A 25,460-nucleotide genomic window follows, 5' to 3' on the forward strand; every position below is an offset into this window, starting at 1 on the left:
ACAGGCAACGGGTCTACTGCTCGGCATGCATTCGCACTAAGTTTCGCATCGGCGGCCCGCACCGGAGTCTGGGCAGCGACGAACGAGAGATTTCAAGGCCTCCGGCCGCGGCGTATGAGGGAGATTCGGCATGTTGCGATTTGTACTGACAGGTCTGGCGCTTCTGGCCGGCGCGACGAACGTCCCGGCGCAGGAAACGTTGCCGGCAGATCTCCGGGAGCGCGCGATCGAGCGTCGGGCGACGGAGGCGGTCATCTGGGGTATGCCGGCGGTCAATGCCGACCTGATGCTGCAGACGATGCTTTCGACGACGAAGGCCAAGGTCAACGAGATCGTCTACTGGTCGAAACCGGTCAACTGGAAGAACCAGACGCTGACGCCGAACCCGGATTCGATCTATTTCATGTCCTTCTGGAACGTGAAGGACGGGCCCATCGTCATCGAGATCCCGCCGGCCGAAGGCGGATCGATCGCCGGCAACATCGTCAACGCCTGGCAGATGCCGCTCGAAGATGCCGGCCCGCATGGCGCCGACGAGGGCAAGGGCGGCAAGTACCTGATCCTGCCGCCGGATTACATGGGCGAAGTGCCGGAGGGCTTCATTCCGCTGCGCTCCGATACCTTTACCGGCTTCGCGCTGCTGCGCTCGAACTTGAAGAGCCATGCCGACGCCGAAATCGAGAAGTCGGTCGCCTATGGCAAGAAGATCAAGATCTACCCGATGCCGGTGACCGACAAGCCGCCGGAAACGGTCTTTACCGACGCCTATGACGTGCTGTTCGACAGCACCATCCGCTTCGACGCCAGCTTCTTCGACAATCTCAACCGGGTCGTCCAGACCGAACCCTGGCTCGAGCGCGACCGGGTGATGATCGACCAGTTGAAGACGCTCGGCATCGAGAAGGGCAAGCCCTACCAGCCAAGCCCGGAAACCAGGGCGCTGCTCGACAAGGCGGCGGCCGAGGCCAAGGCAGAGCTTTCCGCACGCTACGATGCCGGATTCCCTGTCATCAACGAGGGTATTCGCTGGTTCCCGGCGGCTGTGGCCGAAATGGTGAAGGCCGCCTCGGAGGCCTATTCCGATCCCGATCTCTATCCGGTCGATGCCCGTGGCGTGACCTATACGCTCGGCTTCACCGGCATCAAGCGGCTGGGAACGGCGCAGTTTTACCTGATGGCGAACAAGGACAAGGACGGCAATCCCTTCGACGGCAGCGCCAACTACCGTCTCGTGGTGCCGAAGGATGCGCCGGTCGAGCAGTACTGGTCGGTGACCGCCTACGACCGCGAGACCCATGCGCTGATCCGCAACATGGACAAGGCGAGCGTCGCCTCGATCGGCGAGGGGGTGAAGAAAAATGCCGACGGCTCGGTCGACGTCTATTTCGGCGCCAAGGCGCCTGCGGGCAAGGAGGCGAACTTCGTGCCTGTCGATCCCGCCCGCAATTTCGAGCTGCTCTTCCGCCTCTATGGGCCGGAAAAGCCGCTGTTCGAGAAGACATGGAAACTGCCTGACGTCGAGAAGCTGCCGTGACTTCAGGGGCGGCAAGCTGTGGCCGCGCCAAAATTCGAGTGAACGCAATGGAGACCATTGTGACCCATAGAAGAGCCTACCGGGCGCGCTGCCAGGCCGACCGCTGGCACGCACCCTTGGCAGCGCAACTTCCGCCCACATTTTTCCATGATCCACAATCACGACTACCCTGTTCCCGTCGCGTTGCGGGCATACAGGGGAGATTTCAGTGATTTCAGTTCGTGCTGCGGCCCTCGTCGCCGCCCCGGTTCTGGTGATGATGATGGCGCCGGAGGCGTCTGCTTGCACTTGCGGGGACCGAGTGCTTGGAAAACCGGGGAAAACCTCCACCGAGAAGTTTCAGGAGTCGGATTTGGTCATAAGGGGTCGAATGAAGACGGTGACCTATGGCGTCGAATTTGCGAACCCGGACGAGCCGGACATGCCGTTTCGGATGTCGCGCGGCGACATCGACATCAAGGCCGTGCTGAAGGGCGCGTTCAAGGGAAAGACCATTTCGGTCTATACCGGTGCCGGCAACGGTGATTGCGGCCGGCTGCCCGAATTCGTCGGACAGGCGATCTATTACAACCACGAGAAATTCGGCGAGTTCGAACTGGGGCTGAGCAAGGCCGAGGTCGATGGACGAACGATCTACATGACGTCGATCTGCAACTACGCCAAGTGGCAGGAAGAGGGTGGGGAGGAGCCGTAGGCCCTGCCCATTGGCAGCGGATGCGATCGATAGAATTGCCGTGTGCTCATCGGCAAATCGGGTAGTATCGGCGGAAATCTGCAGGTTGCGGGAGAGGCGATCATGTGCGGACGCGTCTATCTGAAGACCAATCTCGAGGGGCTGCTGCGCGCCTTCGGCTTTGCGACGCGTGGCGGCGTCGAGGCGATTGCCAACCAGTTTCCGCGCTATAACGGCGCGCCGACGCTGATCTATCCGATCATCATTCGCGACGTGATCCGCGATCCCGATCTCTTCGGCCCGGTCTTCGTTTCGGCGCGCTGGGGGCTGATCCCGAGCTGGACGAAGGACCCGAAGGCGGGCAGGCCGCTGGTCAATGTGCGCTCCGACACGATCGCGACGAAGTTCCGGTCGAGCTACCAGCGCCGCCGCTGCCTGGTGCCGATCGACGGCTTTTTCGAATGGAAGGACATTCACGGCACCGGCAACAACAAGCAGCCCTATGCCATCGCCATGAAGACGGGCGAACCCTTCTGCCTTGCCGGCATCTGGGAGAGCTGGCGCAATCCCGCAACCGACGAGGACATCCGCACCTTTGCAATCGTCACCACCGAGGCCAACGCGATGATGGCCGACATCCACGACCGCATGCCTGTCATCCTCCACCCCGACGATTACGAGCGCTGGCTCTCGCCCGAGCCGGAGGCGCCTGACCTGATGCAGTCCTTTCCGCTTGAGCTGATGACCATGTGGAAGATCGGCAGCAAGGTCGGTTCGCCGAAGAACGATACGCCGGACATTCTGGATCCGGTGGATTGAGGGCGACACGGCATCGCAAAGCGTGGCCTCAGTACCTTCATGGCATTTCTCTTGTTCCCGCTGGGGAAACGCGTTGACGCGATGATGGGAACGGGTGAGAAACGAGGGACCGAAACTTGAGGTAGCGTAATGTCGCGAAAGATTGCCGTCATCGTCTGCGTTCTGATTGTCGGCATGTCTCTGGGAAGCTGCGCGCGGAACTCCTGCCGGGATTGGCCGGGAACCTGCATCATCCAGTGATGATGGGGGCCATCGCCGGAGCCGGAAGCGCCCGATCTGATGAAGCCGTTTCCGCCCGCGCTGATGGCCATGTAGAAGATCGGCAGTAAGGTCAGCTCGCCGAAGAGCGATGCGCAGGATATCTTGGATCCGGTGGATTAGGCACACGCCCCGTAAGGCGCGTTGCTCGTTGCAAGCAAGACAAATACAACCAAAAACTGCGCACGCGATTCGCAGGCCGGGCGCGAGCATCTTGTCCGCTTTCACAATCTTTGAGTTATGATGATCGACATATTGAGCGCAGTCTGGGGAGAACTCTATTGGAACACCGCTGATTGGCTGCCGTGGCTGGCAATGCAAATGCTAGTTCCTGCTTTTCTAGCGGTCATTGGCCAATGGTGGTTCGGCATCCGTTGGCCGTATGTATTCCTGACGGCATATGCTCTCTCGCTGGCATTGAACGTATCGCGCCTCCCGGCGAGCCCGATCTCTCAAGCCCAAGTCGCCGAATGGAATGAGGGTCTTCCCCGCGAGTATGACGGAGTAACAATGCAGTCGGTCACGTTCGCGCATAGAATCCTGACTTTTCATGCCTCTTCTCAGGACCCTATCGACGCTGACGTTGTGAAAGAGAGCGGCCTCGTCGGGGAGCAATGCGGGGCATTCGGTGCGTTTCTGGCCACGCGCCAGATAAAGCAAATACGGTACGTCTTGTCGTGGCGGGAAGGCAGCTACAGCCATGCAATTGAAGCGCGAGATTGCCAGCGCTAGTAACTATCCTGTGGCCAACCACACTCGGCGCGCCTTTATCGAAGCAGGAGCACGGGCACGATTAACCGGAGCACAATCCGCTTCCGAATGTGGCGTACGATCTGTGCGTGATCGAGCAGCCTAAGTCTATGGAGGCGGTTGCCATCAACGCGACCTTCGGCCAGCGCGATCAGGTGGCGTTTTGGGCACCTGTCGTGGATACATCTGAAGGTGACCGCATTCGCCGCAAGTTTTTGAAGGAAGCCAGCTCTTGATCTATCTTCTGCGCCACGGCGAAACCGCCTGGAATACGCTCGGTCGCTTCCAGGGGCAGCTGGATTCTCCGCTGACGAGGCTTGGCGTCGCGCAGGCGGACGCCGTCGCCCACCTCCTGAGCGCCGAGATCGGTGAAGATGTGCAGTCGTTCGAGATGCATGTCAGCCCGATCGGACGGACCCGCGAAACCGCCGAAAGGGTGCAGCGGGTGCTGCCGCTGGCGCGCCGCGAGGATGCGCGGCTGATGGAGGTTACCGTCGGCTCGTGGGATGGGATGACCAAGTTCGAGATCGACATGGAGTATCCGGGCCAACTCGACGGTTCCGACGTCTTCGACTGGTATTTCCGCTCGCCGGATGGGGAGAGCTTCGATGCCGCCTGCACACGGGCGAAAAGCTGGCTTGCGGATATCCGGCGGCCGACGGTCGCGATTTCCCATGGGCTGTTCGGCCGGCTGCTGCGCGGCGTCTATGCCGGCCTCTCCCGGCGGGAAATGCTGGAATTGCCGGTGCCGCAGGATGGGTTCTATCGTCTCAGCGGCGGAGCGTTCAACCTCGTCACCGTATCGACCGGCCGGCAACTGGCGTCCGCTACCGAGTGAAAGCACGAGCGTGGCAGCCTCGTATCGGCTGCGGGCTCTCCCGGTGGCCGCCGCCGTGGATCAAGGCTTCTTCTCGGTCGGATGGTTTTCGGCCAAAGGCAGGCTGCGCCAGAATCACGATTGCATCGCCCGCTCCAGGGCGCTCAGCAACGCCTGCGTATCCGCTGGCTTGCCGACATTTATCGCCCCCGCCAGAACCTCTCCGCCGACCTGCTCCGGCTTTTCATAGGCGCTCGCAAGCACGAAGGGCACGCTCTGCGCCCGCAGCGCCTCCGCCACCGGCGTCACGGTGCCGTCTTTCAGGGTAACGTCCAGAATGGCCACCGCCGGCTCGGCGCTTCGCAAAAGTTGCAGGGCCTGCTTGACCGTCCCGGCGGGTCCCAAGACATGCCAGCCGTGCCGTTCGAGCAGCATCTCGAGGTCCATGGCGATCAGGAACTCATCCTCGACAAGAAGCACGGTCTTGGACATGAAACCAGTCTCTGTCTTTTTGAGACCGGTCACAGGGGTGTAGCGATCTCTGCTGCCAAACCCTCTGGTGCATAGTTCAGTTCCACGCGGCCGCCCAATTCGCGTCTCACGGAGAATTCGATAAGCCTGGTGCCGAAGCCCGTCGTCGTCGGCGGCGTGGCCGGGGGGCCGCCGTTTTCCTGCCAACTCAACAGCAGACGCCTCTCGCTGGTCTTCTCGACCTTCCAGCGGATGTCGAGTTTTCCCTTCGCGGTCGACAATGCCCCGTACTTGACCGCGTTGGTCGCGAGCTCGTGCAGGATCAGGCTCAGAGACATGGCCTGGCTCGGTGTCAGCAACACCTTTTCACCTGGGCTGATCGTGATCGCCGCCCCTTCCGAATAGGGCTTCAGCGTCTGTTCGAGCAGGCCCTTGAGATCGGCCTCGTGCTCTTGCGTGTAGACCGCATCGTGGGCGCGCACCAGCGCGTTAAACCGGCCGAGGAATGCATCGCGGTACTCTTCGCCCGACCGCCCGTCGGCCGAGGTTTGGCGGGCAAGTGCCTGGACCAAGGCGAGGAGGTTCTTCATGCGGTGCCGCATTTCGCCGAGAAGGACGTCTTTTTCTGCCTCCAGCCGGCGCCGGTCGGTCGCATCGACGATCGACAGAAGCAGGGATCGGCTGTTGTTGTCCGGGTGAAACAGCCGGTGCGCGCTGACCAGCATCGTTCTTTTCCCGATGCTCGGAAACGTGTGCTCGACCTCATAGTCGACCACCGCCATGCTCTTGGGGATCACCTCGTCGAGCAGGCGGCGCAGTTCGGGAATGTTCCATTGCCCGTTGCCGAGATCGTAGATGTGCTGGCCGATCGTCTCGTCGCGGTCGACCTTGAAGGTGGCGAAGAAGGCGCGGCTGGCTGTCTGGACGCAGAGGTTCTCATCCAGCAGCAGCAGCGGATCGGGAACCGTATCGACGATGCCCTGCGCCTCAAGGTGGCCGTTCCGCAACAGGCGGTAAAGGTCTTCCAGATTCATCACAATGCCCCGCGCGCTGAATCCGCTAACCGATAGCGTCGCAAACAAACGCGCGAGAAAACGACCTTGTTCCCGAGCAGCCCAACGGATTTCTGTGTGGCTGCAGGCGCCGCGCGTCGCCGGCCGCTTCTAGAGATCCCGCGCGAAAATCTGGCCGGTGAGATCCTTGCCGAAGCTGTGGTGCTGTTCTTCCTCGATCAGCGCGAAGCCGGCTTTCTCGTAGATGTGGCGGGCGGCATCGAGGCCGGCATTGGTCCAGAGAATCATCCTGATATAGCCGAGAAGACGGGCGTGGCGCATGCATTCCTCGACCAGCCGGCGGCCGATGCCGAGGCCCCGGGCGCTCGGCTCGACATAGAGCAGGCGCAGCTTCGCCGTCGTCTCGTCATGGCGGACGAGAAACACCGAGCCGACGACCTTGCCGTCCTTTTCGGCGATCCAGCAGCGGTCCGACTTCGCATCGTAGTCGTGCATGTATTTGACGACGATCTCGGCGACCAGCGCCTCGAACGCGGTGGTCCAGCCATATTCCTCAGCATAAAGCGCGCCCTGGCGGTGGATCACCCAGCCCATGTCGCCCGGCTGCGGATCGCGCAGGATGAAGCCCGGCGTGCGCTCGTCGGCAAGCAGGCTCTCGATCTCGCCCATTGCGCCCACCAGTTGCCGTTGTTCCGGCACCGAAAGTTTTTGCAGCATGGCGACCACTTCGCGCTGCGACGCATCCTCCAGCGGCTGGAAGATCGCGCGGCCCGCATCCGTCAGCGTGAGCTGCGTGACCCGGCCGTCGTCCGGCGAACGGCTCTTTTCGATCAGCCCCTTCTTCTCGAAGCCGGCAATGACGCGGCTCAGATACCCGGCGTCGAGGCCGAGTTCGCGGCAGAGGTCGCTCGCGGTCAGACCGGAACGATGCGCCAGCTCATAGAGGATACGGACCTCCGTCAGCGAATAGGCGCTGGCGAGCAGATGCTCGTGCAGCAGGCCCATCAGGCGGGTGTAAAAGCGGTTGAAGCGCCGCACGGCCTGGGCGCGGTCGTCGATGTGCTGCGGAGACATGGGATGTCCTTATGAATTTGCTTTAATCAGGTAATTAGTTGTCTAAGGCAAGTATTGTCAAGCGGGATTGCACCAAAGCGTCCGAACCCGGTGGCGCATGTGGCGTTTGCCCGACCGATTTCGGCTTCGTCGGGGCCGCATTGACGTCTATGGTATGACCACAAGGGCCGCGAAAGCCTTGCCTCGACACCTGGATCAAGTGATGACGAAAACCGTGATTTTGGGTCCGGAATACGACGAGCGCCTGCGGGCGAGGGTCATGGACGTCATGCTGGCCCTTGGCGCCTCGATCGACGATCGAAGTGGGGTCGCCGGTTCGCAGGAAATCGAGACTGTTCGAGCACGGCTGGCAGGGCAGGAAATAACCATCGAGGCCGAGACCTATGTCGGACTTTCGATCACGGGCGGCGAGAAGGTAGTCGATGACATAGCAGCGCGCGTGAGGTTAGCCGCGCGATCGGTGCCTACCTGATGCGGCTCGGAAGCGGCTCCAGTTACTTCGCGAGCAGTTTGCGCGCGTCCTCGACGGCCTGGTCGAGGCGCATGCGGCTCTTCCCTTGACCGATTTCGTCTCGATATCGGGCTAGTGGAGAAACGCGAAACGCAATGGCCGCCGAGATGCCGTCACGCGGGACTTCGAAACTTGCAACTAGCCGATCGTCGACAAGCAAAGTGTAGATGTCTTCGCCCTGTTCCGGGACGTGTTTGAGCACATGAACGACCGCGCCGCTTACGCCGTCCGCGGCCAAAAGCTCGACCAGATGGGCGTGCCGACTATTCTCGTCCGGCTGAAGCAGGGGAGACTTGTCTCTGTCGCGAAGGGGGCGCGCGGGCACGGCTTCATTCCTTCAGTTCTGCTGGATCCGCTCCGTTTATGGAGGAAGAACAACCCATCAAATGGATCCGCCCCCACTCTTCGCTTGAGGGCGCCTGGTACGCGTCCTTGTGTTTCAGTCGCATCCCGCGATTGAGTTGCTGTACTAGGTTGCAATCTCTCGGCGCGCAACAGGCTGCCGCCCTCGGGCTTCGCGTTCCGCCTGTTGATTTGGGTAGGAGATCGTTTCGTGCTGCGATAATATCGGACCGGATATCTCCTTGGTCCGGAAGACCGGAACGGGCCGCTTTTCAACGTGTTGGCAAGCCCATGGAGCAGAGATTAGCTGCAGTGCTGGCGGCCGATATGGCCGGCTACTCCAGGCTGATGGAGGCCGATGAAGCGGGCACGCTTGCGCGGCTTCGCACCCACCGCATCGAGCTTATCGATCCGGCGATCGCCAAGAACAAGGGCCGACTGATCAAGACCACCGGCGACGGGCTGCTGGTGGAATTCCAGAGCGTGACGGATGCGGTCAAATGCGCGGTCGAGATCCAGCAGCGCATGAAGAGGCGGAACTCCGACGTGCCGGAGGATCGGCGGATCGAGTTTCGCATCGGCATCAATCTCGGCGACATCATCTTCGAGGACGACGACATCTTCGGCGACGGCGTCAACATCGCCGCGCGCGCAGAGCAACTGGCCGAAGTCGGCGGTATCTGCGTGACGGCGGCCGTGGCGACGCAGGTGGCCGACCGGCTGGAACTGCCGATCGACGATCTCGGCGAAAAGACCTTGAAGAACATCAGCCGCCCGGTGCGCCTCTATCGCATCGGGCTCGAAAGCCTCGGGCTTTCAAGTTCCACGGGGGACGGCGAGGCGAAGACGGGTGTCTGCAAGCCGACGATCGTGGTGCTGCCCTTCGACAATATGAGCGGCGATCCGGACCAGGAGTTCTTCGCCGACGGGCTGACAGAGGACATCATCACCGAGCTTTCGCGACGGCATGAGCTCTTCGTGATCTCGCGCAACTCCTCCTTCGTCTACAAGAACCAGTCGGTAAACGTGCGCGAGGTGGCCGCCAGCCTCGGGGCGCAATATCTGGTGGAAGGCAGCGTGCGCAAGATCGGCGAGCGGGTGCGCGTCACCGTGCAGCTCATCGACGCGGTCAACGACGCGCATATCTGGGCCGACAAATACGACCGGCAGCTGGACGACATCTTCGCCATTCAGGACGAGGTGACGGCGGCGATCGCCGCGACCGTGCCCGGACGGCTGGAGGCCGCCCAGCGCGACCAGCTTTCGCGCACCAAGCCGGCCAACATGGCGGCTTACGAATGCGCGCTTGCCGCCAAGGTGCTGCACCACCGCAGCAGCGCCGAGGACAACAGGCAGGCGCAGGCGCTGATCGACCGGGCCGTTTCGCTCGACCCCGGCTATGCCCACGCCCACGCCTGGCGCGCCTGCATCCTCGGGCAATCCTGGGTCTATGGCTGGTGTGCGGACAAGGAGGCGACCTGGGCCGAGGTCAATGCCGAGCTCGAACGGGCGCTTGCGCTCGACGACAACGACGCCGATGTGCATCGCATCCTTGCCGCCGTCAACGTCAACACCAACGCGCTGACGACGGCGCGCTATCACCAGGAGCGGGCGCTGTTCCTCAACCCCAATTACGACCTCGTCGTGGTGCAGCAGGGCGAGTTGCTCACCTGGCTCGGCCGGCCGGAGGAGGGGGCGGAATGGATCCTGAAGGCGATGCGCCTCAACCCGCACCACCCGGAACGCTTCTGGAGCCACCTCGGCAAGGCCCATTTCGCCGCCCGCCGATATGGCGAGGCGATCGAGGCCTTCATGCATCTCTCCTCGATGGACGAAACCCAGCACGCCTTCGTCGCCGCCTGCCACGGCTGGCGCGGCGATGCGATCGCGGCAGGCGCGCATATCGCCAAGGTCCGGGCGCTGTGTCCATCGTTTGACGTCGAGGCGTTTCTGGCAACGATGCATTATGCGCAGGAGGCGGACACCGAGCACCTGCGCGAGGGGCTCAAGAAGGCGGGGGCGGGATGACGGCCGTTCGCGCGCGGTAAAACAAGGCAACAGGCAGCAGCGAGGACTTCGACACCTTCGGGAGAGGTGGTCATGGAAGCAGTTCGCGCAGAACGTCGGCTCGTCGCCATTCTTGCCGTCGACATCGTTGGCTATTCGCGATTGATCGAAGCCGACGAGGCGAGCACGCTGGCCGCCATCAAGACGTGGCGATCCGAAATTTTCGATCCGCTTCTGAACGATTATCACGGGCGCATCGTCAAGCTCATGGGCGACGGTGCGATCGTGGAATTCGGCTCCGTGGTCGACGCCGTCTCATGTGCGGTCGCGTCGCAGAGCAAGCTCGCCGCCCGTCAGGCGGACGTGCCTGCCGAGCATCGGCTTTTGCTGCGCATGGGTATCAATCTTGGCGATGTCGTCGTCGAAGGGGAGGACCTGCTCGGCGACGGCGTCAATGTTGCCGCCCGGCTGGAGCAGATGTGCGAGCCGGGAGGCTTGTTCGTATCGGGTACTGCTTTCGACCATTTGCAGGGCAAGTTCGAATTGCCGCTGGAGTTTATCGGCGAACAGCACGTGAAGAACATCCAGCGGCCCGTGCGCGTCTACCGGGTGGAGTTTCAGGGAAATGCCCGGCCGCGCCGCCTCCACCGCCAGCGTATGCCTGGCTGGGGGCTGGTAGCCGCCTTGGCCGCCCCTGTCTTGCTCGGACTTGCCGTGACATGGATCGTTCTGGAGCGTGAGCGTGCCGATACCGCACCCGTTGGGCAGCAGGCCCTTTCATTGCCGGAAACACCGTCGATCGCGGTCCTGCCCTTCGAGAACCTCAGCGCCGATGCGGCGCAGAATTACTTCGCCGACGGAATGACCGACGACCTGATCACCGAGCTCTCGAAGCTGTCGGGCATCTTCGTGATCGCGCGCAATTCGACCTTCACCTACAAGGGCAAGCCGACCAAGGTGCAGCAGGTGGCCGAGGAGCTGGGCGTTCACTACATCCTCGAGGGCAGCGTGCGTCGGGAGGGAAACCATGTCCGGGTCAATGCCCAGCTGATCGACGCGATCGACGGGCACCATCTGTGGGCCGAGCGCTACGACGGCGAAATGAGCGGCGTTTTCGGCCTGCAGGACAGGGTGATCGGCCAGATCGTCTCGACGCTATCCGTGAAGCTGACGAGTGCCGAAAAGAGCGTGGCAGCGGTGCCGGAAACGACGAACCCGCAGGCCTACGACACCTTGCTGCGCGGCTCGGAGCATCTGCGCCGCGACACCGAGGCCGAAACGGTTGCGGCCTCCACGTTCTTCCAGAAGGCGATCGTGCTCGATCCGGACTATAGCCGCGCCTACGCGTCGCTGGCGGCGGCAAACTGGCGGGCGAGCATCCTGTCCTTTGATTATTCCCGGCGGGAAGCGGCGTCCAGGAACCTGATCAGGAATCTTGCCAAGGCCATGGAGAGGCCGACACCGCTTGCCCATGCGATCTCGGCGCAGGTGCTGGCGCAGCAGGGGCGCTACGACGAAGCGTTCGCCGCCATCGGCCGGGCGGTGAAGCTGGCGCCCAACGATCCCGAAAACCATGTCGGCATGGCGCGGATCCTCAACGCGACGGGACGCGCCGCGGAGGCGGAACAGGAGGTGCGCCAGGCGATGCGGTTCGATCCCCATCCCGCGCGGGCGACGCTGCGCATGCTGGCGGTGTCGCTCTTTTCCCAGGGCAAATACCGGGAGGCCGCCGACACGTTTGAACCCATGATCGAAACGAAGTCTGCCCTTCTGGCGGACTATGCCACCTTGATCGCGAGCTACGGGCATCTCGGACGCACGGGCGGCATTGCGGCGCTGGTCGACCAATACAACAGGCGGGCTGCGTCCAACCTGGGCGATCCGCTCACCGTCCAGGAAAGCGCCTATGAATGGTATGGCAGCGCCTTCAGCTATCACAGGCCCTACATTGCGCGCCTGCAGGAAGGGTTGCGCAAGGCCGGATTGCCAGAGGGGGCCGGCACGGACCTGGCACTTGCCGACTATGCGAAGTTCATGACGCTGACGAAGGGCGAGCTCAGCGTCGAGCGAACGATAAAGGTCGATGTGACGGAGGCAAGGGCGCTGCTTGCGCGCGGCGTGCTCTTCATCGATGTGCGGGCCCCGCCCAACTATGACAACGGCCATCTCCCGGGGGCCGTCAACCTGTCGCTCGTCACGGGCCTATCGAGGGAAAGCCTTGCCAAAGTGGCGGGAAAGGAGGACGAGGTCGCCTTTTATTGTCACGGGAGGAACTGCACCCATGCCGCCTATGCGTCGGCCAAGGCGATCGCCTGGGGCTACACCCGCGTCTACTATTTCGCCGGCGGATTTCAGGACTGGGACGACGAGGGCTATCCGCTGGTGATCGAACTCCGGAAGTAGTTCGGGTGGGGATGGCCGCGATCCGTCGCGGCCGTTGCCTGTCACCCGCAGCAGCCGCCGCTTGGCGCTTCCCCAGGGCCGCAGCAGGCCTGAGCCGATGCCGTCTCGGCCAGCCAGCGGTCGCGCGGCTTGCAGCTTGCCGGTCGCGGCTCCAGGGAAACGTGCATGCTGCCATCCTTCAGCACAGGCGCTCCGGCGCAATAGAGCGCCATCGGGCGCACGCCGTCGCTGACTTCGAAGGTGAGGCGCGCGCTTTGGTCGAGCTGCACGTGGTCGGAAACCTTGCGGACGATGGCCGCGAACTTGCCGGCGGAAAGGTGCGTCCGGCCGGCTTCCTCGACGTCCCAGAGCTGTACGAAGATCTCGGACCAGGCTTCGGGGTTGGCGCCGCAATCGAGGCCTGAGAACTGGCCGGCCTTGACCTCGGTGACGTGATAGCCGGAGCGCACTGTATTGCCGTCGTAGTGAAACACCAGCGGCAGATCGCCGGCCGGCTTGAGCGCGCCGAGCAGGTCGGCAAGGTTGAGGTCGCGGTCGCCGATTTCGGGCTTGTCGAGAACAGTCATCTGGGTTATTCCTCATTTCAACGATTCAAGGATTATTGAAATATGGATGAGCGTCAAGCCCTGGCAGCCTTCGGGGCACTTTCTCAGGAGACCCGCCTTCAGATCGTCCGCCTGCTTGTCGTTGCCGGGAGCGACGGCATGGCGGCGGGTGCGCTTGCGGAAAAGGTGGAGGTCTCGCCCTCGAACATTTCCTTCCATCTGAAGGAACTGGAGCGCGCGGGCCTGATCGCCCAGCAGCGCGAATCCCGGTCGATCATCTATCGCGCCGATTATGACGCTCTGGGCGGTCTGATCCGCTTCCTGATGGAAGACTGCTGCGGCGGGAATCCGGAAATCTGTGCGCCAGCGGCCGCAGTGGCGTCATGCTGTGCGCCTTCAGGGAGCAAGGAATGATGGAACTCGACATGCGACCCATTCCCGGCAGCGATCCGGGGCTTCGCAATGCCCTCGCGGAGGCGAGTCTCCCGATCGATGATCTTGAAGAGGAGGGGCGCCAGTTCTTTGCCTTCAGCCTTGACGGCGAGGTCGTCGGATACGGCGGCATGGAGCAGTGCGGCCAGCATGCGTTGCTGCGCTCCGTCACCGTCCTGCCGGAGCATCGCGGACGCGGCATCGGGAGTCGGCTGCCGCCTCTCATGTTCGGGCACGACTACCGGTTCGCCATGCGGTCGGTGTTTCTGTTCACAGAAACGGCCGTGCCGTTCTTCGAGCGTCTCGGCTTCAAGCGTATCGAACGCGCACAGGCCCCGGCGGAGATCCTCAAGACCCGGCAGGCGTCCTCCCTCTGTCCCGCGTCAGCAACCTTGATGCAGCTCGTTCTCCCCTCGAACTGAAGGCCCTGAACCCATGGCTGACCGTATCTACAACGTGCTCTTCCTGTGCACGGGCAATTCCGCTCGCTCCATTCTCGGCGAAGCCATCCTCAACCGGGAGGGAAAGGGCCGCTTCCGCGCCTTTTCGGCGGGCAGCCAGCCCAAGGGGCAGGTGAACCCCTATGCCATCCGTGAGCTTGATGCTCTCGGCTATGCGACGGACGGCTTGTCGTCGAAGAGCTGGGAGGTGTTTTCCGGAGCCGAGGCACCGCAGATGGATTTCATTTTCACGGTCTGCGACAGCGCCGCTGGGGAAGCCTGCCCTGTGTGGATCGGCCATCCGATGACGGCGCATTGGGGAATCGAGGATCCAGCCGCGGTCGAGGGCAGCGACGCGGACATTCAGAAAGCGTTCGCCCAGGCTGCAAGATTCCTGAAGAACCGGATTACGGCTTTCATCAACCTGCCGATGGCTTCGATCGACCGCATGGCGCTGGAGCGTCATCTTCGCGAGATCGGCAGCATGGAAGGCGCGACCGGGCGGAGCGCGTCCTGATGCCGGCCTTCGAGCGCTATCTGACCCTTTGGGTCGCTCTGTGCATCGTTGTCGGCATCGCGCTTGGCCATCTCCTGCCGGGTGTGTTCCAGGCCATCGGTGCGGCCGAGATCGCCAAGGTCAATATTCCTGTCGCGATCCTCATCTGGTTGATGATCATCCCGATGCTGATGAAGATCGACTTTCGAGCCCTTTCCCAGGTGGGGCGCCACTGGCGCGGCATCGGCGTGACGCTCTTCATCAACTGGGCGATCAAACCCTTCTCGATGGCGCTGCTGGCCTGGTTGTTCATCGGCTGGCTCTTCCGCCCGCTGCTGCCGGCAGACCAGATCGAAAGCTATATGGCCGGCCTGATCATCCTGGCCGCCGCGCCCTGCACGGCGATGGTTTTCGTCTGGTCGAACCTGACGAAAGGGGAGCCGCTGTTCACCCTGTCGCAGGTCGCGCTCAACGATGCGATCATGATCGTCGCCTTTGCGCCGATCGTCGGGCTGCTGCTGGGCTTGTCGGCGATATCGGTACCCTGGGCCACCCTGATGCTCTCGGTGGGGCTCTATATCGTCATCCCCGTCATCATTGCGCAGGCGCTTCGCGCGCGCCTTGTCGCCAGAGGGCCGTCCTCGGCGCTCGACCGCTTTCTGGCGAAGCTTCAGCCAGTCTCGCTTGCCTCGTTGCTGGCGACGCTGGTGCTGCTCTTCGGCTTCCAGGGCGAGCAGATCATCGCCCAGCCGGCAGTCATAGGCCTGCTCGCCGTGCCGATCCTCATCCAGGTCTACCTCAACTCCGGGCTTGCCTATCTGCTCAATCGGATCTCGGGCGAGAAACACTGCGTGGCCGGTCCCTCGGCACTGATCGGTGCATCGAACTTCTTCGAGCTCGCCGTTGCCGCCGCCATCAGCCTGTTCGGCTTCCAGTCGGGGGCGGCGCTTGCCACCGTCGTCGGCGTGCTGATCGAGGTGCCGGTGATGCTGTCGGTCGTCTGGATCGTGAACAGGTCCAGGGACTGGTACGAGCAAGCGCCGGCGGTGGCCCGGAATTCCGTCTCGAAAGGCGCATGAGCGATGGAGGCGAGCGTTGCGTCGCGCTCGCTGGACAACCCGTCATGCGCGCGCCAATGATGGCGGATGGACGAAATCATCATTCGAGCGCACAGGCATAGCGCCAACCATCGAGCGGAAATCGAAGCGAGCCCGTCCTGCGGATGCTTCTATTGTTGCGAGATCTTTCCGGCGGCCGAGATCAATGAATGGGTCGACGATGGCACAACGGCGATCTGTCCCCGTTGCGGCATCGATTCCGTCATCGGCAGCGCCTCAGGCTTTCCTGTCACGACGGTCGAATTCCTGGCGCGAATGAGACGCTATTGGTTTTGAGCGTCGAGGCGACCGCGCTCAGGCGGGGGCAGCAACGCCAGACGATCTACAGCCTGCCGCCATCACGGCGCAGTTTGTTTGCCGGGCATAGATGGCGAGGCCTTGCGGTGATCCCGGTCGGATCAGGCCTCGGCCTCGTGGCAGACGGCCTCGATGTTGTGGCCATCCGGATCGAAGACGAAGGCGGCGTAATAGTTGGCGTGGTAGCGCGGGCGCAGGCCCGGCGCGCCGTTGTCCTTGCCGCCCGCCGCAAGGGCTGCGTGGTAGAAGGCGTCGACCTGCGCACGGGTCCTGGCCATGAAGGCGAGGTGAAGATGCGCCGGCCTTTCCTCGGTCGGGTACAGGCAGAGGGAGGACTTGCCGTCCGAGCTGATCTCGATGCCGGGCGTGTAGCGGGCAACGACCTCGACACCGAGCGGTTCGAGCGCCTTCAGGTAGAAGGCCTCGCTGGCCGCATAGTCGCTGACACCGAATTTGACGTGGTCGAACATCGCGTTCTCCTGTGCGGGTTTGGCTTGCGCGGACGAGGCGGCGCATTTGCGGCCAGGGTTTGGCTGATACCCCGATGGCCTGTTGCAGGCAACCGTAGCTCCTTGGGGGCGCATCGCCGAGCGCCCGGGGCCCAGCCTCTTGTCGCGCGCCGCGTCACACGGCGCACACCTCCCGCACGCAGGTCCGCAGCCAGCGGTGCGCCGGATCGGCATCCAGGCGGGGGTGCCAGAGCAGCGAGATGGTGATTTCGGGGAGGGCGACGGGCAGGGCAAAGGTGACGAGATCCTGGCGCAGCGTCCCCGTGTAGCGCTCAGGCACGCTGGCGACGAGGTCGGTGGCGCGCACGAGCGCCAGGGCCTCGGAGAAGCTGCCGACGGAGGCGGCGATCGGACGGCTGAAACCGGCTGCCTCAAGCGCGTCGTCGATCGGGCCGGTGTCGTTGCCACGGCGCGAGACGTGGATGTGGCGGGCTTCAGCGTAGCGGGCCGACGTGATTTCGCCTGTGGTCAAGGAGTGCCCCGGGCGAACCACGCCGACGAAACGATCATGAAAGAGGGCCTGGGCGCGAAGCTCCGGGCCCGTGTTCTCACCGACAACGCCGGTTTCGAGGTCGACGCCGCCTTCGCGAAGCGGACTGCTTTCCCGGTCGAGCTTCTGCACGAAACGCAGGCGCACGCCGGGTGCCTCGCGCGCGACACGGGCAATCAGCGCCGCGCCGAAGTTTTCGACGAAACCCTCGCGGTTCCTGAGGGTGAAGGTGCGCGTGAGCGTCTTCAGGTCCAGGCTCTCGGCCGGGCGAAGGCAGGCTTCGGCCGCTTCGACGATGGGTCCGGTGAGAGCGCGCAGTTCCAGCGCCCTTGGGGTCGGAACAAGGCCACGGCCGGCGCGCACCAGCAGCGGGTCGCCGGTCGCCTCGCGCAGCCGGGCCAGCGCCCGGCTCATGGCCGAGGGGCTGAGCCGCAGGCGCCTGGCGGCACGGGCGACGCTGCCTTCCGCAAGTAGCACGTCGAGGGTCACGAGCAGGTTGAGATCCGGTCTGGTCATTGCCCTTCATAGCATGAGTTCTCGTGAGATGTGGCGTCAAGCGCACGAATGAAGTGCAAATGCTGCGCCTTCCGCCATATGAGGCTGAGGTCTAGTTTTTCGGAGAACCGACCTTGGAGGGTTTTCCGTTGATGCCATGCCCGCTAATGCCCGCCCCGATTTTCCCGTCTGACCGGACGTCGTTGCCGCATGTTTTGATTCATGAAGGCGCGCTATCGCCTTGTTTTTCCGCGATTTCCCGCGCTGCAAATGGGCATCGTAAGGCATCGCTCGCGGGAGGTGGCCGATGAGCGCTATCGGGCCTGCCAAGGCTTGCGGCGCGCCGGTTCGCTGGGTGATCGCCAGCCTGTCGCTGTCGATGCTGCTCTCGTCTCTTGGCACCAGCAGCGCCAATGTCGCGCTGCCGGCGCTGGCGGACGTTCTCGACGTCTCGTTCCAGGCGGTGCAATGGGTGGTGCTTGCCTATCTGCTTGCCATCACCACGCTGATCGTCAGCGTCGGGCGGCTCGGCGATATCGTCGGCAGGCGGCGGCTGCTTGTTGCCGGCATCGCGCTTTTTACCGCAGCCTCGGCGCTTTGCGGCCTGACGCCGGGCTTCGCGCTGCTGGTCGCCGCGCGGGCCGTGCAGGGCATCGGCGCTGCGATCATGATGGCGCTGACCATGGCCTTTGTCGGCGAGGCGGTGGCGAAGGAAAGGACCGGCAGCGCCATGGGACTGCTCGGCACAATGTCGGCCATCGGCACGGCGCTCGGGCCATCGCTTGGCGGTGCGCTGCTCGCCGGCCCCGGTTGGCGGGCGATCTTCCTCGTCAACGTGCCGCTGGGGCTCGTGGCGCTCGTGCTTGCCCATCGGTATCTGCCCGCAGACCGAAACCTCGAGGACAGGGAGCGCCCACGCTTCGATGTCGCCGGCACCTTGCTGCTCGCGCTTTCGCTCGGCGCCTATGCGCTGGCGATGACGGTGGGGCGGGGCAGCTTCGGGACGTTCAACGTCGCGCTGCTTTCTGTCGCTGCCGTGGGGCTTGCGCTGTTCCTGCTGGTCGAGGCCAGGGTAACCTCACCGCTGATCCGGCCGGTGATGTTGCGCGATCCGGCCTTGAGCCGCGGGCTCTCGACCAATGCGCTGGTCTCGACCGTGATGATGGCAACGCTGGTGGTCGGGCCGTTCTATCTGTCGCGCGGGCTCGGCCTCGATGCGGCGATGGTCGGGCTCGTCCTCTCGGTCGGGCCGGTCATCTCGGCCTTCGGGGGCGTTGTTGCCGGCCGCATCGTCGATCGCCTGGGCGCGGGCTCGGTGGTCACGGTCGGGCTGGCGGCGATGGTTGCGGGCTGCGCGGCGCTCGTGTTGCTGCCGGGGTTCTTTGGCGTTGCCGGCTATGTCGCGGCGATCGCGCTTCTGACGCCCGGCTACCAGCTGTTCCAGGCGGCCAACAACACGGCGGTCATGGCGGATGTCAGCGCCGACCGGCGCGGCGTCGTGTCCGGCCTGCTCAACCTTTCGCGCAATCTCGGCCTCGTCACCGGCGCGTCGGTCATGGGCGCGGTCTTCGCCGCAGCGGTTGCGGCAAGCGACATGGCCGGGGCCGCGCCGGCGGCGGTCGCCTGGGGCATGCAGGTAACCTTTGCAGTCGCCGGGCTGTTGACTGTGGCTGCGCTGGCGATCGCCATTGCGGGCAGGGCGCTACGCGGAGTGCGCGCACAACAGGCCGTCGCCGCGCAGCCTGCGGGAGAGGGGTGAACCCGCCGGCTGGGCGGGATCGGCACGGCGTCGCTCAGCGATCGGCACCCGGCAGGTTGCGCCACGCGTGCGAGGTGAGGCTGTAGCTCTGGTGCAGGATCTCTTCGCCCCTTGAGCGGGAGGCCTTCCGCATGGCCTGCTGCGGGCGAAAGCCGAGCTTGAGCAGCACCTTGCCGGAGGCGGGATTGTCGGCCGCGTGGCCTGTTTTCAGCCTCGCGAGCCCGAGCTGCTCGAAGGCGAAGGCCACCACCGCTTTTGCCGCCTCGAAGGCGTAGCCCTGGCCCCAGCTCGGCTTTTCCAGCCAGTAGCCGAGTTCGCCTTGCTCGCCGTCGATCCCGTCAAGATCGACCAGGCCGATCATGCGGCCGTTGCGTTCGATGGCAAATCGAAAGGCCGTGCCGGCGATCCACTCCTGCGGGTGCTCGCCGAACCAGCCGGTCATGTCGTCGAGATCGGGCGGGAACTGCGCCATGCGCAGCATGCGTGTGACATCCCAGTCCGACTGGATCTCGAAGGCGCGCTGCGCGTCGGCCGGCGTCGTCGGGCGCAGGAGGAGACGATCGGTCGCCAGCGTGACCGCCGGGCGATTTCCGGTGTTCGTCGCGGCTGGCTTCATCGTCGTGGCCTCCCATCGATCTGGGCTGGTCGCCAGACCTTACCGCGTTCAGGCCGTCGGCAAACGTTCCAGCCGGGCGCGAAGCGTTTCGAAATCCGGCACGAACCAGATGGATGTGCCCTTGTTCGTCTCGCGCACGAAATCGGTCAGCGCCTTGCTGGCTTCGAGCCGGGCGCTGATATCGCCGACGATGGCGAGCCGCATGCGGTAGTTGACGAACTTCTGGAACACTTCGCCGGCGACGCGCGTCGAAAGATCGAGAAAATCGGGGCCCAGCCGCTCCACCGGGACCGCCAGCAAGTCGGCCTCATGCGCCCAGCCGTCGCCCAGGAAATCATTGGCGTCGCCCGGGGCTGCAAGCAGGGGGCCATTGTCAGCGCAGTGCAGGACGCGCGCGGTTCCGATTTCGATGAGCTGTGTCATGCGCCAAGAAGTAGGCTGCAAAGCCCAGGGTTGCAAGGGCGCGCGTCTCTTGTCCTGCCGCCGGGGCCGGTTGCCTTCGCCGCGGGCAAGATAGCCGTTCAATTCGCAGGATCCGGCAGGCCTCGGTGATCGGGCGAGAGGCGATATATTCCTATAAATATATCGGTCTGCATAAAAGCTGATTGGCCTCCGCAAGTTACGCTGAACCGGCGCTTGAGAATTTCTGGCGAAACCGGCGCCTGTTTCCTGCCAATTTGACACAGATCAATGACCCCTTCTGTTTCGCATTTACTCTGGGGTCCGGTGAAAATCTGTCATCGGCCGGTCACGGGATTGATTTTTATTTCCGGTGGCGCATCTTACCTTGGATTGTGTTGGGGGACGCAGGAATGCCGGAAGTCGTTCAGGCACAGCCGATCGAAAAGCCGCCGCGCTCGCGACGCGCGGAGCTGATCACCTTCTTCGTGCTCGCCTTCGGCATCTGGCCGATCGTCGCCGTCGGCATCGTCGGCGGCTATGGTTTCCTCGTCTGGATGCTGCAAATCATCTTCGGCCCGCCGGGCCCGCCCGGGCATTGAGGGCGAGCCATGAAGGTCGAACCTCTTTCACGCCGTGAACTTTTTACCGGCCGCGCTGCCGCAAAGCCGGTCCGCATCCGTCCGCCGGGTGTTTCGGAGCTCAGCCTTGCCTCTTGCACCGGTTGCGGCGCCTGCGTGGAACGATGTCCCACCGCCATAATCCGTCTTTCGGACGGTCTTCCCTTCGTCGACTTTTCGGGCGGCGAATGCACCTTCTGTGGCGCCTGCGCGCAAGCCTGTCCGGAGCCTGTGTTCGAGGCGACGGACGTGCGGCGTTTTCCGCATGTCGCCGCTGTTTCCGACAGCTGTCTCGCGCGCCGTTACGTTGCCTGCCAGTCCTGCGGCGAAAGCTGTCCGGAGCAGGCGATCCGTTTTCGCCCGCGCATCGGCGGGCCGTTCCTGCCTGAGATCAACGAGGCGAAATGCACCGGCTGCGGCGCCTGTATCAGCGGCTGCCCGGTGAGTGCGATTGCGGTGAAGGCATTGGAATTGGAGGTGGCTCATGTCTGAGGCCGCAACGGCAAAGGCGGGTACGCCCTATCACATTTCGAGCGCCGTGGTCGCCACGATGCCGCAGAGCACCGAAGCGATCCTGGCGACGCTCGCGGACATGGAAAACGTCGAAATCCATGGCCATGGCGGCGGCAAGATCGTCGTCGTCATCGAAGGCAGAAGCACGGGCGCGCTCGGCGAACGGCTGACGCAGATCTCGCTGCTCGACGGGGTGATCTCGGCCAACATGGTTTTCGAGCATGTGGAAATGGAAGAGGAAGGGCAGGAGCCATGAGCGGAGAATTGACGCGGCGTGACATTCTGAAGGCCCATGCGGCCGGCATCGCCGCCGCCACGGCCGGCATTGCGCTGCCTGCCGCCGCGCAGCCGGTGCCGGGTGGCGTCAACGCGCTGGAGATCAAGTGGTCGAAGGCGCCCTGTCGCTTCTGCGGCACGGGCTGCGGCGTCATGGTTGGCGTGAAGGAAGGCCAGGTTGTCGCCACCCACGGCGACATGCAGGCCGAGGTCAACCGCGGCCTCAACTGCATCAAGGGCTATTTCCTCTCCAAGATCATGTACGGCAACGACCGCCTGACGACACCGCTCCTGAGGAAGCGCGGCGGCGCCTACGCCAAGGACGGCGAGTTCGAGCCCGTCAGCTGGGACGAGGCCTTCAACGTCATGGCCGAGCAGGCAAAGAAGGTGCTGAAGGAGAAAGGCCCGACGGCCGTCGGCATGTTCGGCTCCGGCCAATGGACGATCTTCGAGGGCTATGCGGCGACCAAGCTGATGCGGGCGGGCTTCCGCTCCAACAATCTCGACCCCAATGCCCGCCACTGCATGGCGTCGGCCGCCGTCGCCTTCATGCGCACTTTCGGCATGGACGAGCCGATGGGCTGCTACGACGACTTCGAGAACGCCGATGCCTTCGTGCTCTGGGGCTCGAACATGGCGGAGATGCACCCGATCCTGTGGACCCGCGTCGCCGACCGGCGTCTCGGCCAGCCGCATGTGCGCGTCGCGGTGCTTTCGACCTTCACCCATCGCAGCATGGACCTGGCCGATATCCCGATCGTCTTCAAGCCGGGCACCGACCTCGTCATTCTCAACTATATCGCCAACCACATCATCACGACGGGCAAGGTCAACGAGGACTTCGTCAACAAGCACACGAAGTTTGCGCGCGGGGTCACCGACATCGGCTATGGCCTGCGACCCGACAATCCGGTCGAGGTCAATGCCGCCAACTCCAAGGATCCGGGCAAGACCGAGCCGATGGATTTCGAGGCGTTCAAGGAATTCGTTTCCGAATACACGCTGAAGAAGACCGCCGAGATGACCGGCGTCGATCCGGAGTTCCTGGAGCAGCTGGCCGAACTTTACGCTGACCCGAGCCGCAAGGTGATGTCGCTCTGGACCATGGGCTTCAACCAGCATGTGCGTGGTGTGTGGGCCAACCAGATGGTCTATAACCTGCACCTTCTGACCGGCAAGATCTCCGAGCCCGGCAACAGCCCGTTCTCGCTGACCGGCCAGCCGTCCGCCTGCGGCACGGCGCGCGAGGTCGGCACCTTCGCCCATCGCCTGCCAGCCGACATGGTGGTGACCAACCCCGAGCATCGCAAACACGCCGAAGAAATCTGGCGCATTCCCCACGGCATCATCCCGGAAAAGCCCGGCTATCACGCCGTGCAGCAGGACCGGATGCTGAAGGACGGCAAGCTCAATTTCTACTGGGTGCAGGTCAACAACAACGTCCAGGCAGGCCCGAACACCGCCAACGAGACCTGGCAGGGCTATCGCAACCCGGACAATTTCATCGTCGTTTCCGACGCCTATCCGACGATCACCGCGATGAGCGCCGACCTGATCCTGCCCGCCGCCATGTGGGTGGAGAAGGAAGGGGCCTACGGCAATGCCGAGCGGCGAACCCATGTCTGGCACCAGCTGGTGCAGGCGCGCGGCGAGGCGCGCTCGGACCTCTGGCAGATGGTGGAGTTCTCCAAGCGCTTCACCACCGACGAGGTGTGGCCGAAGGAAATCCTCGACGCCAGCCCCGAATATCGCGGCAAGACGCTGTTTGAGGTTCTGTTCAAGAACGGCGAAGTCGACCGTTTCCCGATCACCGACGTCAGTGCCGAATACGACAACAACGAAGCCAAGGACTTCGGCTTCTACATCCAGAAGGGGCTGTTCGAGGAATATGCCACTTTCGGCCGCGGCCATGGCCACGACCTGGCGCCCTACGACACCTATCACGAGGTGCGTGGCCTGCGCTGGCCTGTCGTCAACGGCCAGGAGACGCGCTGGCGTTACCGCGAGGGCTTCGACCCCTATGTGAAGCCGGGCGAGGGCGTGAAGTTCTATGGCAACAAGGATGGCAAGGCGATCATCCTTGCTGTGCCCTACGAGCCGCCGGCCGAATCTCCCGACGACGAATACGATACCTGGCTGGTGACCGGGCGCGTGCTGGAACACTGGCACTCGGGCTCGATGACCATGCGGGTGCCGGAACTCTACAAGGCGTTTCCGGGCGCGCGCGTGTTCATGAACGCGGAGGATGCGCGCAAGCGCGGCATCAACCAGGGCATGGAAGTGCGCATCGTCTCGCGGCGCGGCGAAATCCGCTCGCGCGTCGACATCCGCGGCCGCAACCGCATGCCGCCCGGCGTCGTCTTCGTACCCTGGTTCGACGCCAGCCAGCTGATCAACAAGGTTACCCTCGACGCCACCGATCCCATCTCCAAACAGACGGATTTCAAAAAATGCGCGGTCAAGATCGTTCCCGTCACCCTCTAGGGTGGATGCGGCTCACTCGGGCCGTGCAGTCTTTTTGTCGTGCGGCGTTCGTGGACGCGGCAACGCTTCGCACCTCTGCTGGAGTTGACCGGCGACGGCCGGTCTGGATGGCCCTTGCAGCCGGGCTGATGGTGTTCGCCACCACGGCGGCCGTCGCCCAAGTGGCGGAAAAGCTGGTGCCGCAGCTCGAAGGGCCGACGCCGCAGATGGCGACGGAGGCGGCGGCGCCGCTGCCGAAATGGGTGGTCGACGACAAGCGCAAGATGCGCGCCTATCCCGACCAGCCGCCGGTCATTCCGCATTCGATCGAGGGCTATGAGCTTTCGGTCAATGCCAACCGGTGCCTGTCCTGTCACAAGCGTGAGTTCACCCAGGATTCGGGCGCGCCGATGATCAGCGTCACCCACTACATGACGCGCGACGGGCAGATGATCGCCGACGTTTCGCCGCGGCGCTACTTCTGCACCGCCTGTCACGTGCCGCAGGCCGACACCAGCCCGCTGGTGCCGAGCAATTTCAAGGACATGAGCGAACTGGGCTTCAAGCCGGCCGGAAGCGAGTGACGATATGATCGGTTGGATCAGGACAATCATCCTCTGGGCCTGGGGCATCATGAAGACGCCGGCGGGGACGCTCGGCCTCGGCTTCCTCACGCTCGGCGGCTTCGTCGGCGGCGTCATGTTCTGGGGCGCCTTCAATACGGCGCTGGAACTCACCAACACCGAGAAGTTCTGCACCTCGTGTCACGAGATGCACGACAACGTCTACCAGGAGCTGACGCGTACCATCCACTTCTCCAACCGTTCGGGCGTGCGCGCCACCTGTCCGGACTGCCACGTGCCGCACCAGTGGACCGACAAGATCGCCCGCAAGATGCAGGCCTCGAAGGAGGTCTGGGGCAAGATCTTCGGCACGATCAACACCCGCTCGAAATTCCTCGAAAAGCGGCTGGAACTGGCGCAGCACGAATGGGCGCGCATGAAGGCCAACGACAGCCTGGAATGCCGCAACTGCCATTCCTCCGTCGCCATGGACCTGCAGAAGCAGACGCAGCGCGCGGCCGAGATCCACACCCGCTATCTGCTGTCGGGCAAGGCCACCTGCATCGACTGCCACAAGGGCATCGCCCACGAGCTGCCCAACATGGAAGGCATCGACCCCGGCTGGAAGATGCCGCCGGAACTGGAAGGCAAGAAGATGGCGGGCCAGACCCCGATCGACGATCTGCGGCAGGCGATGGCGGACCTGCACATGCAGGCGCAGTAGGCGAGCGGGGCCGAGGTTTTCGGCAAGACACCA

General features: G+C 63.7%; 30 protein-coding genes. 21 read left to right on the plus strand and 9 right to left on the minus strand.

What is annotated here, in order from left to right:
- Positions 1-130 precede the first annotated feature (130 nt).
- The 6 genes from M2267_RS07170 (at position 131) to M2267_RS07195 (ending at position 4,872) form a co-directional block, all read left to right on the plus strand.
- Positions 131-1,534, plus strand: a complete 1,404-nt coding sequence (locus M2267_RS07170) for a DUF1254 domain-containing protein (RefSeq protein ID WP_429113556.1) — start codon at positions 131-133, stop codon at positions 1,532-1,534.
- A gap of 370 nt (positions 1,535-1,904) precedes the next feature.
- Positions 1,905-2,228 carry a hypothetical protein gene (locus tag M2267_RS07175; RefSeq protein WP_429113559.1) on the plus strand — a complete coding sequence of 108 codons (324 nt, stop codon included), beginning with the start codon at positions 1,905-1,907 and terminating at the stop codon, positions 2,226-2,228.
- Positions 2,229-2,330: 102 nt separating this feature from the next.
- Complete coding sequence (locus tag M2267_RS07180) at positions 2,331-3,026, plus strand: SOS response-associated peptidase (protein WP_429113560.1); 696 nt, start codon at positions 2,331-2,333, stop codon at positions 3,024-3,026.
- Positions 3,027-3,527: 501 nt separating this feature from the next.
- The gene (locus M2267_RS07185; RefSeq protein ID WP_429113561.1) at positions 3,528-4,016 is read left to right on the plus strand and encodes a hypothetical protein; all 489 of its coding nucleotides are present in this window, start codon (positions 3,528-3,530) and stop codon (positions 4,014-4,016) included.
- Between the two features lie 107 nt (positions 4,017-4,123).
- Positions 4,124-4,270, plus strand: coding sequence for a hypothetical protein (locus M2267_RS07190; protein WP_429113563.1), 147 nt, complete (start codon positions 4,124-4,126; stop codon positions 4,268-4,270).
- Complete coding sequence (locus tag M2267_RS07195) at positions 4,267-4,872, plus strand: histidine phosphatase family protein (RefSeq protein ID WP_429113565.1); 606 nt, start codon at positions 4,267-4,269, stop codon at positions 4,870-4,872. Before M2267_RS07190 ends, M2267_RS07195 begins: the two co-directional genes overlap by 4 nt.
- Before the next feature lie 114 nt (positions 4,873-4,986).
- Here the strand turns inward: M2267_RS07195 and M2267_RS07200 are convergent, their stop codons facing one another.
- From M2267_RS07200 to M2267_RS07210, 3 genes are all read right to left on the minus strand, one after another.
- Complete coding sequence (locus tag M2267_RS07200; protein ID WP_429113567.1) at positions 4,987-5,343, minus strand: response regulator; 357 nt, start codon at positions 5,341-5,343, stop codon at positions 4,987-4,989.
- A gap of 29 nt (positions 5,344-5,372) precedes the next feature.
- The gene (locus M2267_RS07205) at positions 5,373-6,356 is read right to left on the minus strand and encodes an HWE histidine kinase domain-containing protein (RefSeq protein ID WP_429114509.1); all 984 of its coding nucleotides are present in this window, start codon (positions 6,354-6,356) and stop codon (positions 5,373-5,375) included.
- A 129-nt stretch (positions 6,357-6,485) separates the two neighbouring features.
- Positions 6,486-7,409, minus strand: a complete 924-nt coding sequence (locus M2267_RS07210; RefSeq protein ID WP_429113569.1) for a bifunctional helix-turn-helix transcriptional regulator/GNAT family N-acetyltransferase — start codon at positions 7,407-7,409, stop codon at positions 6,486-6,488.
- A 202-nt stretch (positions 7,410-7,611) separates the two neighbouring features.
- Between M2267_RS07210 and M2267_RS07215 the strand changes: the two genes are divergently transcribed.
- On the plus strand, positions 7,612-7,881 hold the full coding sequence (locus tag M2267_RS07215) for a hypothetical protein (protein ID WP_429113571.1): 270 nt from the start codon (positions 7,612-7,614) through the stop codon (positions 7,879-7,881).
- A gap of 22 nt (positions 7,882-7,903) precedes the next feature.
- Here M2267_RS07215 and M2267_RS07220 read toward each other — a convergent pair whose 3' ends face one another.
- On the minus strand, positions 7,904-8,245 hold the full coding sequence (locus M2267_RS07220; RefSeq protein ID WP_043620201.1) for a hypothetical protein: 342 nt from the start codon (positions 8,243-8,245) through the stop codon (positions 7,904-7,906).
- A gap of 308 nt (positions 8,246-8,553) precedes the next feature.
- Between M2267_RS07220 and M2267_RS07225 the strand changes: the two genes are divergently transcribed.
- Complete coding sequence (locus M2267_RS07225; protein ID WP_043620204.1) at positions 8,554-10,290, plus strand: adenylate/guanylate cyclase domain-containing protein; 1,737 nt, start codon at positions 8,554-8,556, stop codon at positions 10,288-10,290.
- Positions 10,291-10,362: 72 nt separating this feature from the next.
- Positions 10,363-12,672, plus strand: a complete 2,310-nt coding sequence (locus M2267_RS07230) for a rhodanese-like domain-containing protein (protein ID WP_429113574.1) — start codon at positions 10,363-10,365, stop codon at positions 12,670-12,672.
- Positions 12,673-12,713: 41 nt separating this feature from the next.
- Here M2267_RS07230 and M2267_RS07235 read toward each other — a convergent pair whose 3' ends face one another.
- Positions 12,714-13,238, minus strand: a complete 525-nt coding sequence (locus M2267_RS07235; protein ID WP_429113576.1) for a DUF6428 family protein — start codon at positions 13,236-13,238, stop codon at positions 12,714-12,716.
- Between the two features lie 42 nt (positions 13,239-13,280).
- On the opposite strand from M2267_RS07235, the gene M2267_RS07240 reads away from it, so the two are divergent.
- The 5 genes from M2267_RS07240 to M2267_RS07260 all read left to right on the plus strand — a co-directional run bounded on the left by M2267_RS07240 (position 13,281) and on the right by M2267_RS07260 (position 15,979).
- On the plus strand, positions 13,281-13,631 hold the full coding sequence (locus tag M2267_RS07240; RefSeq protein ID WP_429113578.1) for an ArsR/SmtB family transcription factor: 351 nt from the start codon (positions 13,281-13,283) through the stop codon (positions 13,629-13,631).
- Entirely contained in the window at positions 13,628-14,071 is a 444-nt protein-coding gene (gene arsN2 / locus M2267_RS07245; RefSeq protein WP_429113580.1) for an arsenic resistance N-acetyltransferase ArsN2, read from the plus strand. The genes M2267_RS07240 and arsN2 overlap by 4 nt, the downstream gene beginning before the upstream one ends.
- Positions 14,072-14,084: 13 nt before the next feature.
- Positions 14,085-14,606, plus strand: a complete 522-nt coding sequence (locus M2267_RS07250; protein WP_429113582.1) for an arsenate reductase ArsC — start codon at positions 14,085-14,087, stop codon at positions 14,604-14,606.
- Positions 14,606-15,664 (plus strand): ACR3 family arsenite efflux transporter, encoded by a 1,059-nt coding sequence (arsB, locus tag M2267_RS07255; RefSeq protein ID WP_429113583.1) that lies wholly within the window; start codon positions 14,606-14,608, stop codon positions 15,662-15,664. Before M2267_RS07250 ends, arsB begins: the two co-directional genes overlap by 1 nt.
- Positions 15,665-15,730: 66 nt before the next feature.
- Positions 15,731-15,979 (plus strand): cytoplasmic protein, encoded by a 249-nt coding sequence (locus M2267_RS07260; protein WP_429113585.1) that lies wholly within the window; start codon positions 15,731-15,733, stop codon positions 15,977-15,979.
- A gap of 122 nt (positions 15,980-16,101) precedes the next feature.
- Here M2267_RS07260 and M2267_RS07265 read toward each other — a convergent pair whose 3' ends face one another.
- Positions 16,102-16,470 carry a VOC family protein gene (locus M2267_RS07265; RefSeq protein ID WP_429113587.1) on the minus strand — a complete coding sequence of 123 codons (369 nt, stop codon included), beginning with the start codon at positions 16,468-16,470 and terminating at the stop codon, positions 16,102-16,104.
- Positions 16,471-16,624: 154 nt separating this feature from the next.
- Positions 16,625-17,515 carry a LysR family transcriptional regulator gene (locus M2267_RS07270; protein WP_429113589.1) on the minus strand — a complete coding sequence of 297 codons (891 nt, stop codon included), beginning with the start codon at positions 17,513-17,515 and terminating at the stop codon, positions 16,625-16,627.
- Positions 17,516-17,801: 286 nt separating this feature from the next.
- Here M2267_RS07270 and M2267_RS07275 point away from each other — a divergent pair, with 286 nt between their 5' ends.
- A complete protein-coding gene (locus M2267_RS07275; RefSeq protein WP_429113590.1) occupies positions 17,802-19,253 on the plus strand; it encodes an MFS transporter in 1,452 nt (483 codons plus the stop codon).
- Positions 19,254-19,287: 34 nt separating this feature from the next.
- On the opposite strand, the gene M2267_RS07280 is transcribed toward M2267_RS07275, so the two are convergent.
- Positions 19,288-19,869 (minus strand): GNAT family N-acetyltransferase, encoded by a 582-nt coding sequence (locus tag M2267_RS07280; protein WP_429113591.1) that lies wholly within the window; start codon positions 19,867-19,869, stop codon positions 19,288-19,290.
- A 48-nt stretch (positions 19,870-19,917) separates the two neighbouring features.
- The gene (locus M2267_RS07285) at positions 19,918-20,292 is read right to left on the minus strand and encodes a DUF4180 domain-containing protein (protein ID WP_429113594.1); all 375 of its coding nucleotides are present in this window, start codon (positions 20,290-20,292) and stop codon (positions 19,918-19,920) included.
- 389 nt (positions 20,293-20,681) lie between these two features.
- On the opposite strand from M2267_RS07285, the gene napE reads away from it, so the two are divergent.
- From napE to M2267_RS07315, 6 genes are all read left to right on the plus strand, one after another.
- Positions 20,682-20,870, plus strand: coding sequence for a periplasmic nitrate reductase, NapE protein (napE, locus tag M2267_RS07290; RefSeq protein WP_034793129.1), 189 nt, complete (start codon positions 20,682-20,684; stop codon positions 20,868-20,870).
- A gap of 9 nt (positions 20,871-20,879) precedes the next feature.
- On the plus strand, positions 20,880-21,380 hold the full coding sequence (gene napF / locus M2267_RS07295; RefSeq protein ID WP_429113597.1) for a ferredoxin-type protein NapF: 501 nt from the start codon (positions 20,880-20,882) through the stop codon (positions 21,378-21,380).
- Complete coding sequence (locus tag M2267_RS07300) at positions 21,373-21,657, plus strand: chaperone NapD (protein ID WP_402318591.1); 285 nt, start codon at positions 21,373-21,375, stop codon at positions 21,655-21,657. Before napF ends, M2267_RS07300 begins: the two co-directional genes overlap by 8 nt.
- Positions 21,654-24,161, plus strand: coding sequence for a periplasmic nitrate reductase subunit alpha (gene napA, locus M2267_RS07305; RefSeq protein ID WP_429113598.1), 2,508 nt, complete (start codon positions 21,654-21,656; stop codon positions 24,159-24,161). Before M2267_RS07300 ends, napA begins: the two co-directional genes overlap by 4 nt.
- Before the next feature lie 107 nt (positions 24,162-24,268).
- Entirely contained in the window at positions 24,269-24,724 is a 456-nt protein-coding gene (locus tag M2267_RS07310) for a nitrate reductase cytochrome c-type subunit (RefSeq protein WP_043620245.1), read from the plus strand.
- 4 nt (positions 24,725-24,728) lie between these two features.
- The gene (locus M2267_RS07315) at positions 24,729-25,427 is read left to right on the plus strand and encodes a NapC/NirT family cytochrome c (RefSeq protein ID WP_043620248.1); all 699 of its coding nucleotides are present in this window, start codon (positions 24,729-24,731) and stop codon (positions 25,425-25,427) included.
- Positions 25,428-25,460: the final 33 nt, after the last annotated feature.

The sequence above is a fragment of the Ensifer sp. KUDG1 genome (assembly GCF_050434285.1).
GTDB lineage: Bacteria > Pseudomonadota > Alphaproteobacteria > Rhizobiales > Rhizobiaceae > Ensifer.

Coding starts and splice junctions, on each gene's coding strand:
- M2267_RS07170 (WP_429113556.1), top strand. CDS start 131: ATGTTGCGATTTGTACTGACAGGTCTGGCGCTTCTGGCCGGCGCGACG.
- M2267_RS07175 (WP_429113559.1), top strand. CDS start 1,905: ATGAAGACGGTGACCTATGGCGTCGAATTTGCGAACCCGGACGAGCCG.
- M2267_RS07180 (WP_429113560.1), top strand. CDS start 2,331: ATGTGCGGACGCGTCTATCTGAAGACCAATCTCGAGGGGCTGCTGCGC.
- M2267_RS07185 (WP_429113561.1), top strand. CDS start 3,528: ATGATCGACATATTGAGCGCAGTCTGGGGAGAACTCTATTGGAACACC.
- M2267_RS07200 (WP_429113567.1), bottom strand. CDS start 5,343: ATGTCCAAGACCGTGCTTCTTGTCGAGGATGAGTTCCTGATCGCCATG.
- M2267_RS07205 (WP_429114509.1), bottom strand. CDS start 6,356: ATGAATCTGGAAGACCTTTACCGCCTGTTGCGGAACGGCCACCTTGAG.
- M2267_RS07210 (WP_429113569.1), bottom strand. CDS start 7,409: ATGTCTCCGCAGCACATCGACGACCGCGCCCAGGCCGTGCGGCGCTTC.
- M2267_RS07215 (WP_429113571.1), top strand. CDS start 7,612: ATGACGAAAACCGTGATTTTGGGTCCGGAATACGACGAGCGCCTGCGG.
- M2267_RS07225 (WP_043620204.1), top strand. CDS start 8,554: ATGGAGCAGAGATTAGCTGCAGTGCTGGCGGCCGATATGGCCGGCTAC.
- M2267_RS07230 (WP_429113574.1), top strand. CDS start 10,363: ATGGAAGCAGTTCGCGCAGAACGTCGGCTCGTCGCCATTCTTGCCGTC.
- M2267_RS07235 (WP_429113576.1), bottom strand. CDS start 13,238: ATGACTGTTCTCGACAAGCCCGAAATCGGCGACCGCGACCTCAACCTT.
- M2267_RS07240 (WP_429113578.1), top strand. CDS start 13,281: ATGGATGAGCGTCAAGCCCTGGCAGCCTTCGGGGCACTTTCTCAGGAG.
- arsN2 (WP_429113580.1), top strand. CDS start 13,628: ATGATGGAACTCGACATGCGACCCATTCCCGGCAGCGATCCGGGGCTT.
- M2267_RS07250 (WP_429113582.1), top strand. CDS start 14,085: ATGGCTGACCGTATCTACAACGTGCTCTTCCTGTGCACGGGCAATTCC.
- arsB (WP_429113583.1), top strand. CDS start 14,606: ATGCCGGCCTTCGAGCGCTATCTGACCCTTTGGGTCGCTCTGTGCATC.
- M2267_RS07260 (WP_429113585.1), top strand. CDS start 15,731: ATGGACGAAATCATCATTCGAGCGCACAGGCATAGCGCCAACCATCGA.
- M2267_RS07265 (WP_429113587.1), bottom strand. CDS start 16,470: ATGTTCGACCACGTCAAATTCGGTGTCAGCGACTATGCGGCCAGCGAG.
- M2267_RS07270 (WP_429113589.1), bottom strand. CDS start 17,515: ATGACCAGACCGGATCTCAACCTGCTCGTGACCCTCGACGTGCTACTT.
- M2267_RS07275 (WP_429113590.1), top strand. CDS start 17,802: ATGAGCGCTATCGGGCCTGCCAAGGCTTGCGGCGCGCCGGTTCGCTGG.
- M2267_RS07280 (WP_429113591.1), bottom strand. CDS start 19,869: ATGAAGCCAGCCGCGACGAACACCGGAAATCGCCCGGCGGTCACGCTG.
- M2267_RS07285 (WP_429113594.1), bottom strand. CDS start 20,292: ATGACACAGCTCATCGAAATCGGAACCGCGCGCGTCCTGCACTGCGCT.
- napE (WP_034793129.1), top strand. CDS start 20,682: ATGCCGGAAGTCGTTCAGGCACAGCCGATCGAAAAGCCGCCGCGCTCG.
- napF (WP_429113597.1), top strand. CDS start 20,880: ATGAAGGTCGAACCTCTTTCACGCCGTGAACTTTTTACCGGCCGCGCT.
- M2267_RS07300 (WP_402318591.1), top strand. CDS start 21,373: ATGTCTGAGGCCGCAACGGCAAAGGCGGGTACGCCCTATCACATTTCG.
- napA (WP_429113598.1), top strand. CDS start 21,654: ATGAGCGGAGAATTGACGCGGCGTGACATTCTGAAGGCCCATGCGGCC.
- M2267_RS07310 (WP_043620245.1), top strand. CDS start 24,269: ATGGCCCTTGCAGCCGGGCTGATGGTGTTCGCCACCACGGCGGCCGTC.
- M2267_RS07315 (WP_043620248.1), top strand. CDS start 24,729: ATGATCGGTTGGATCAGGACAATCATCCTCTGGGCCTGGGGCATCATG.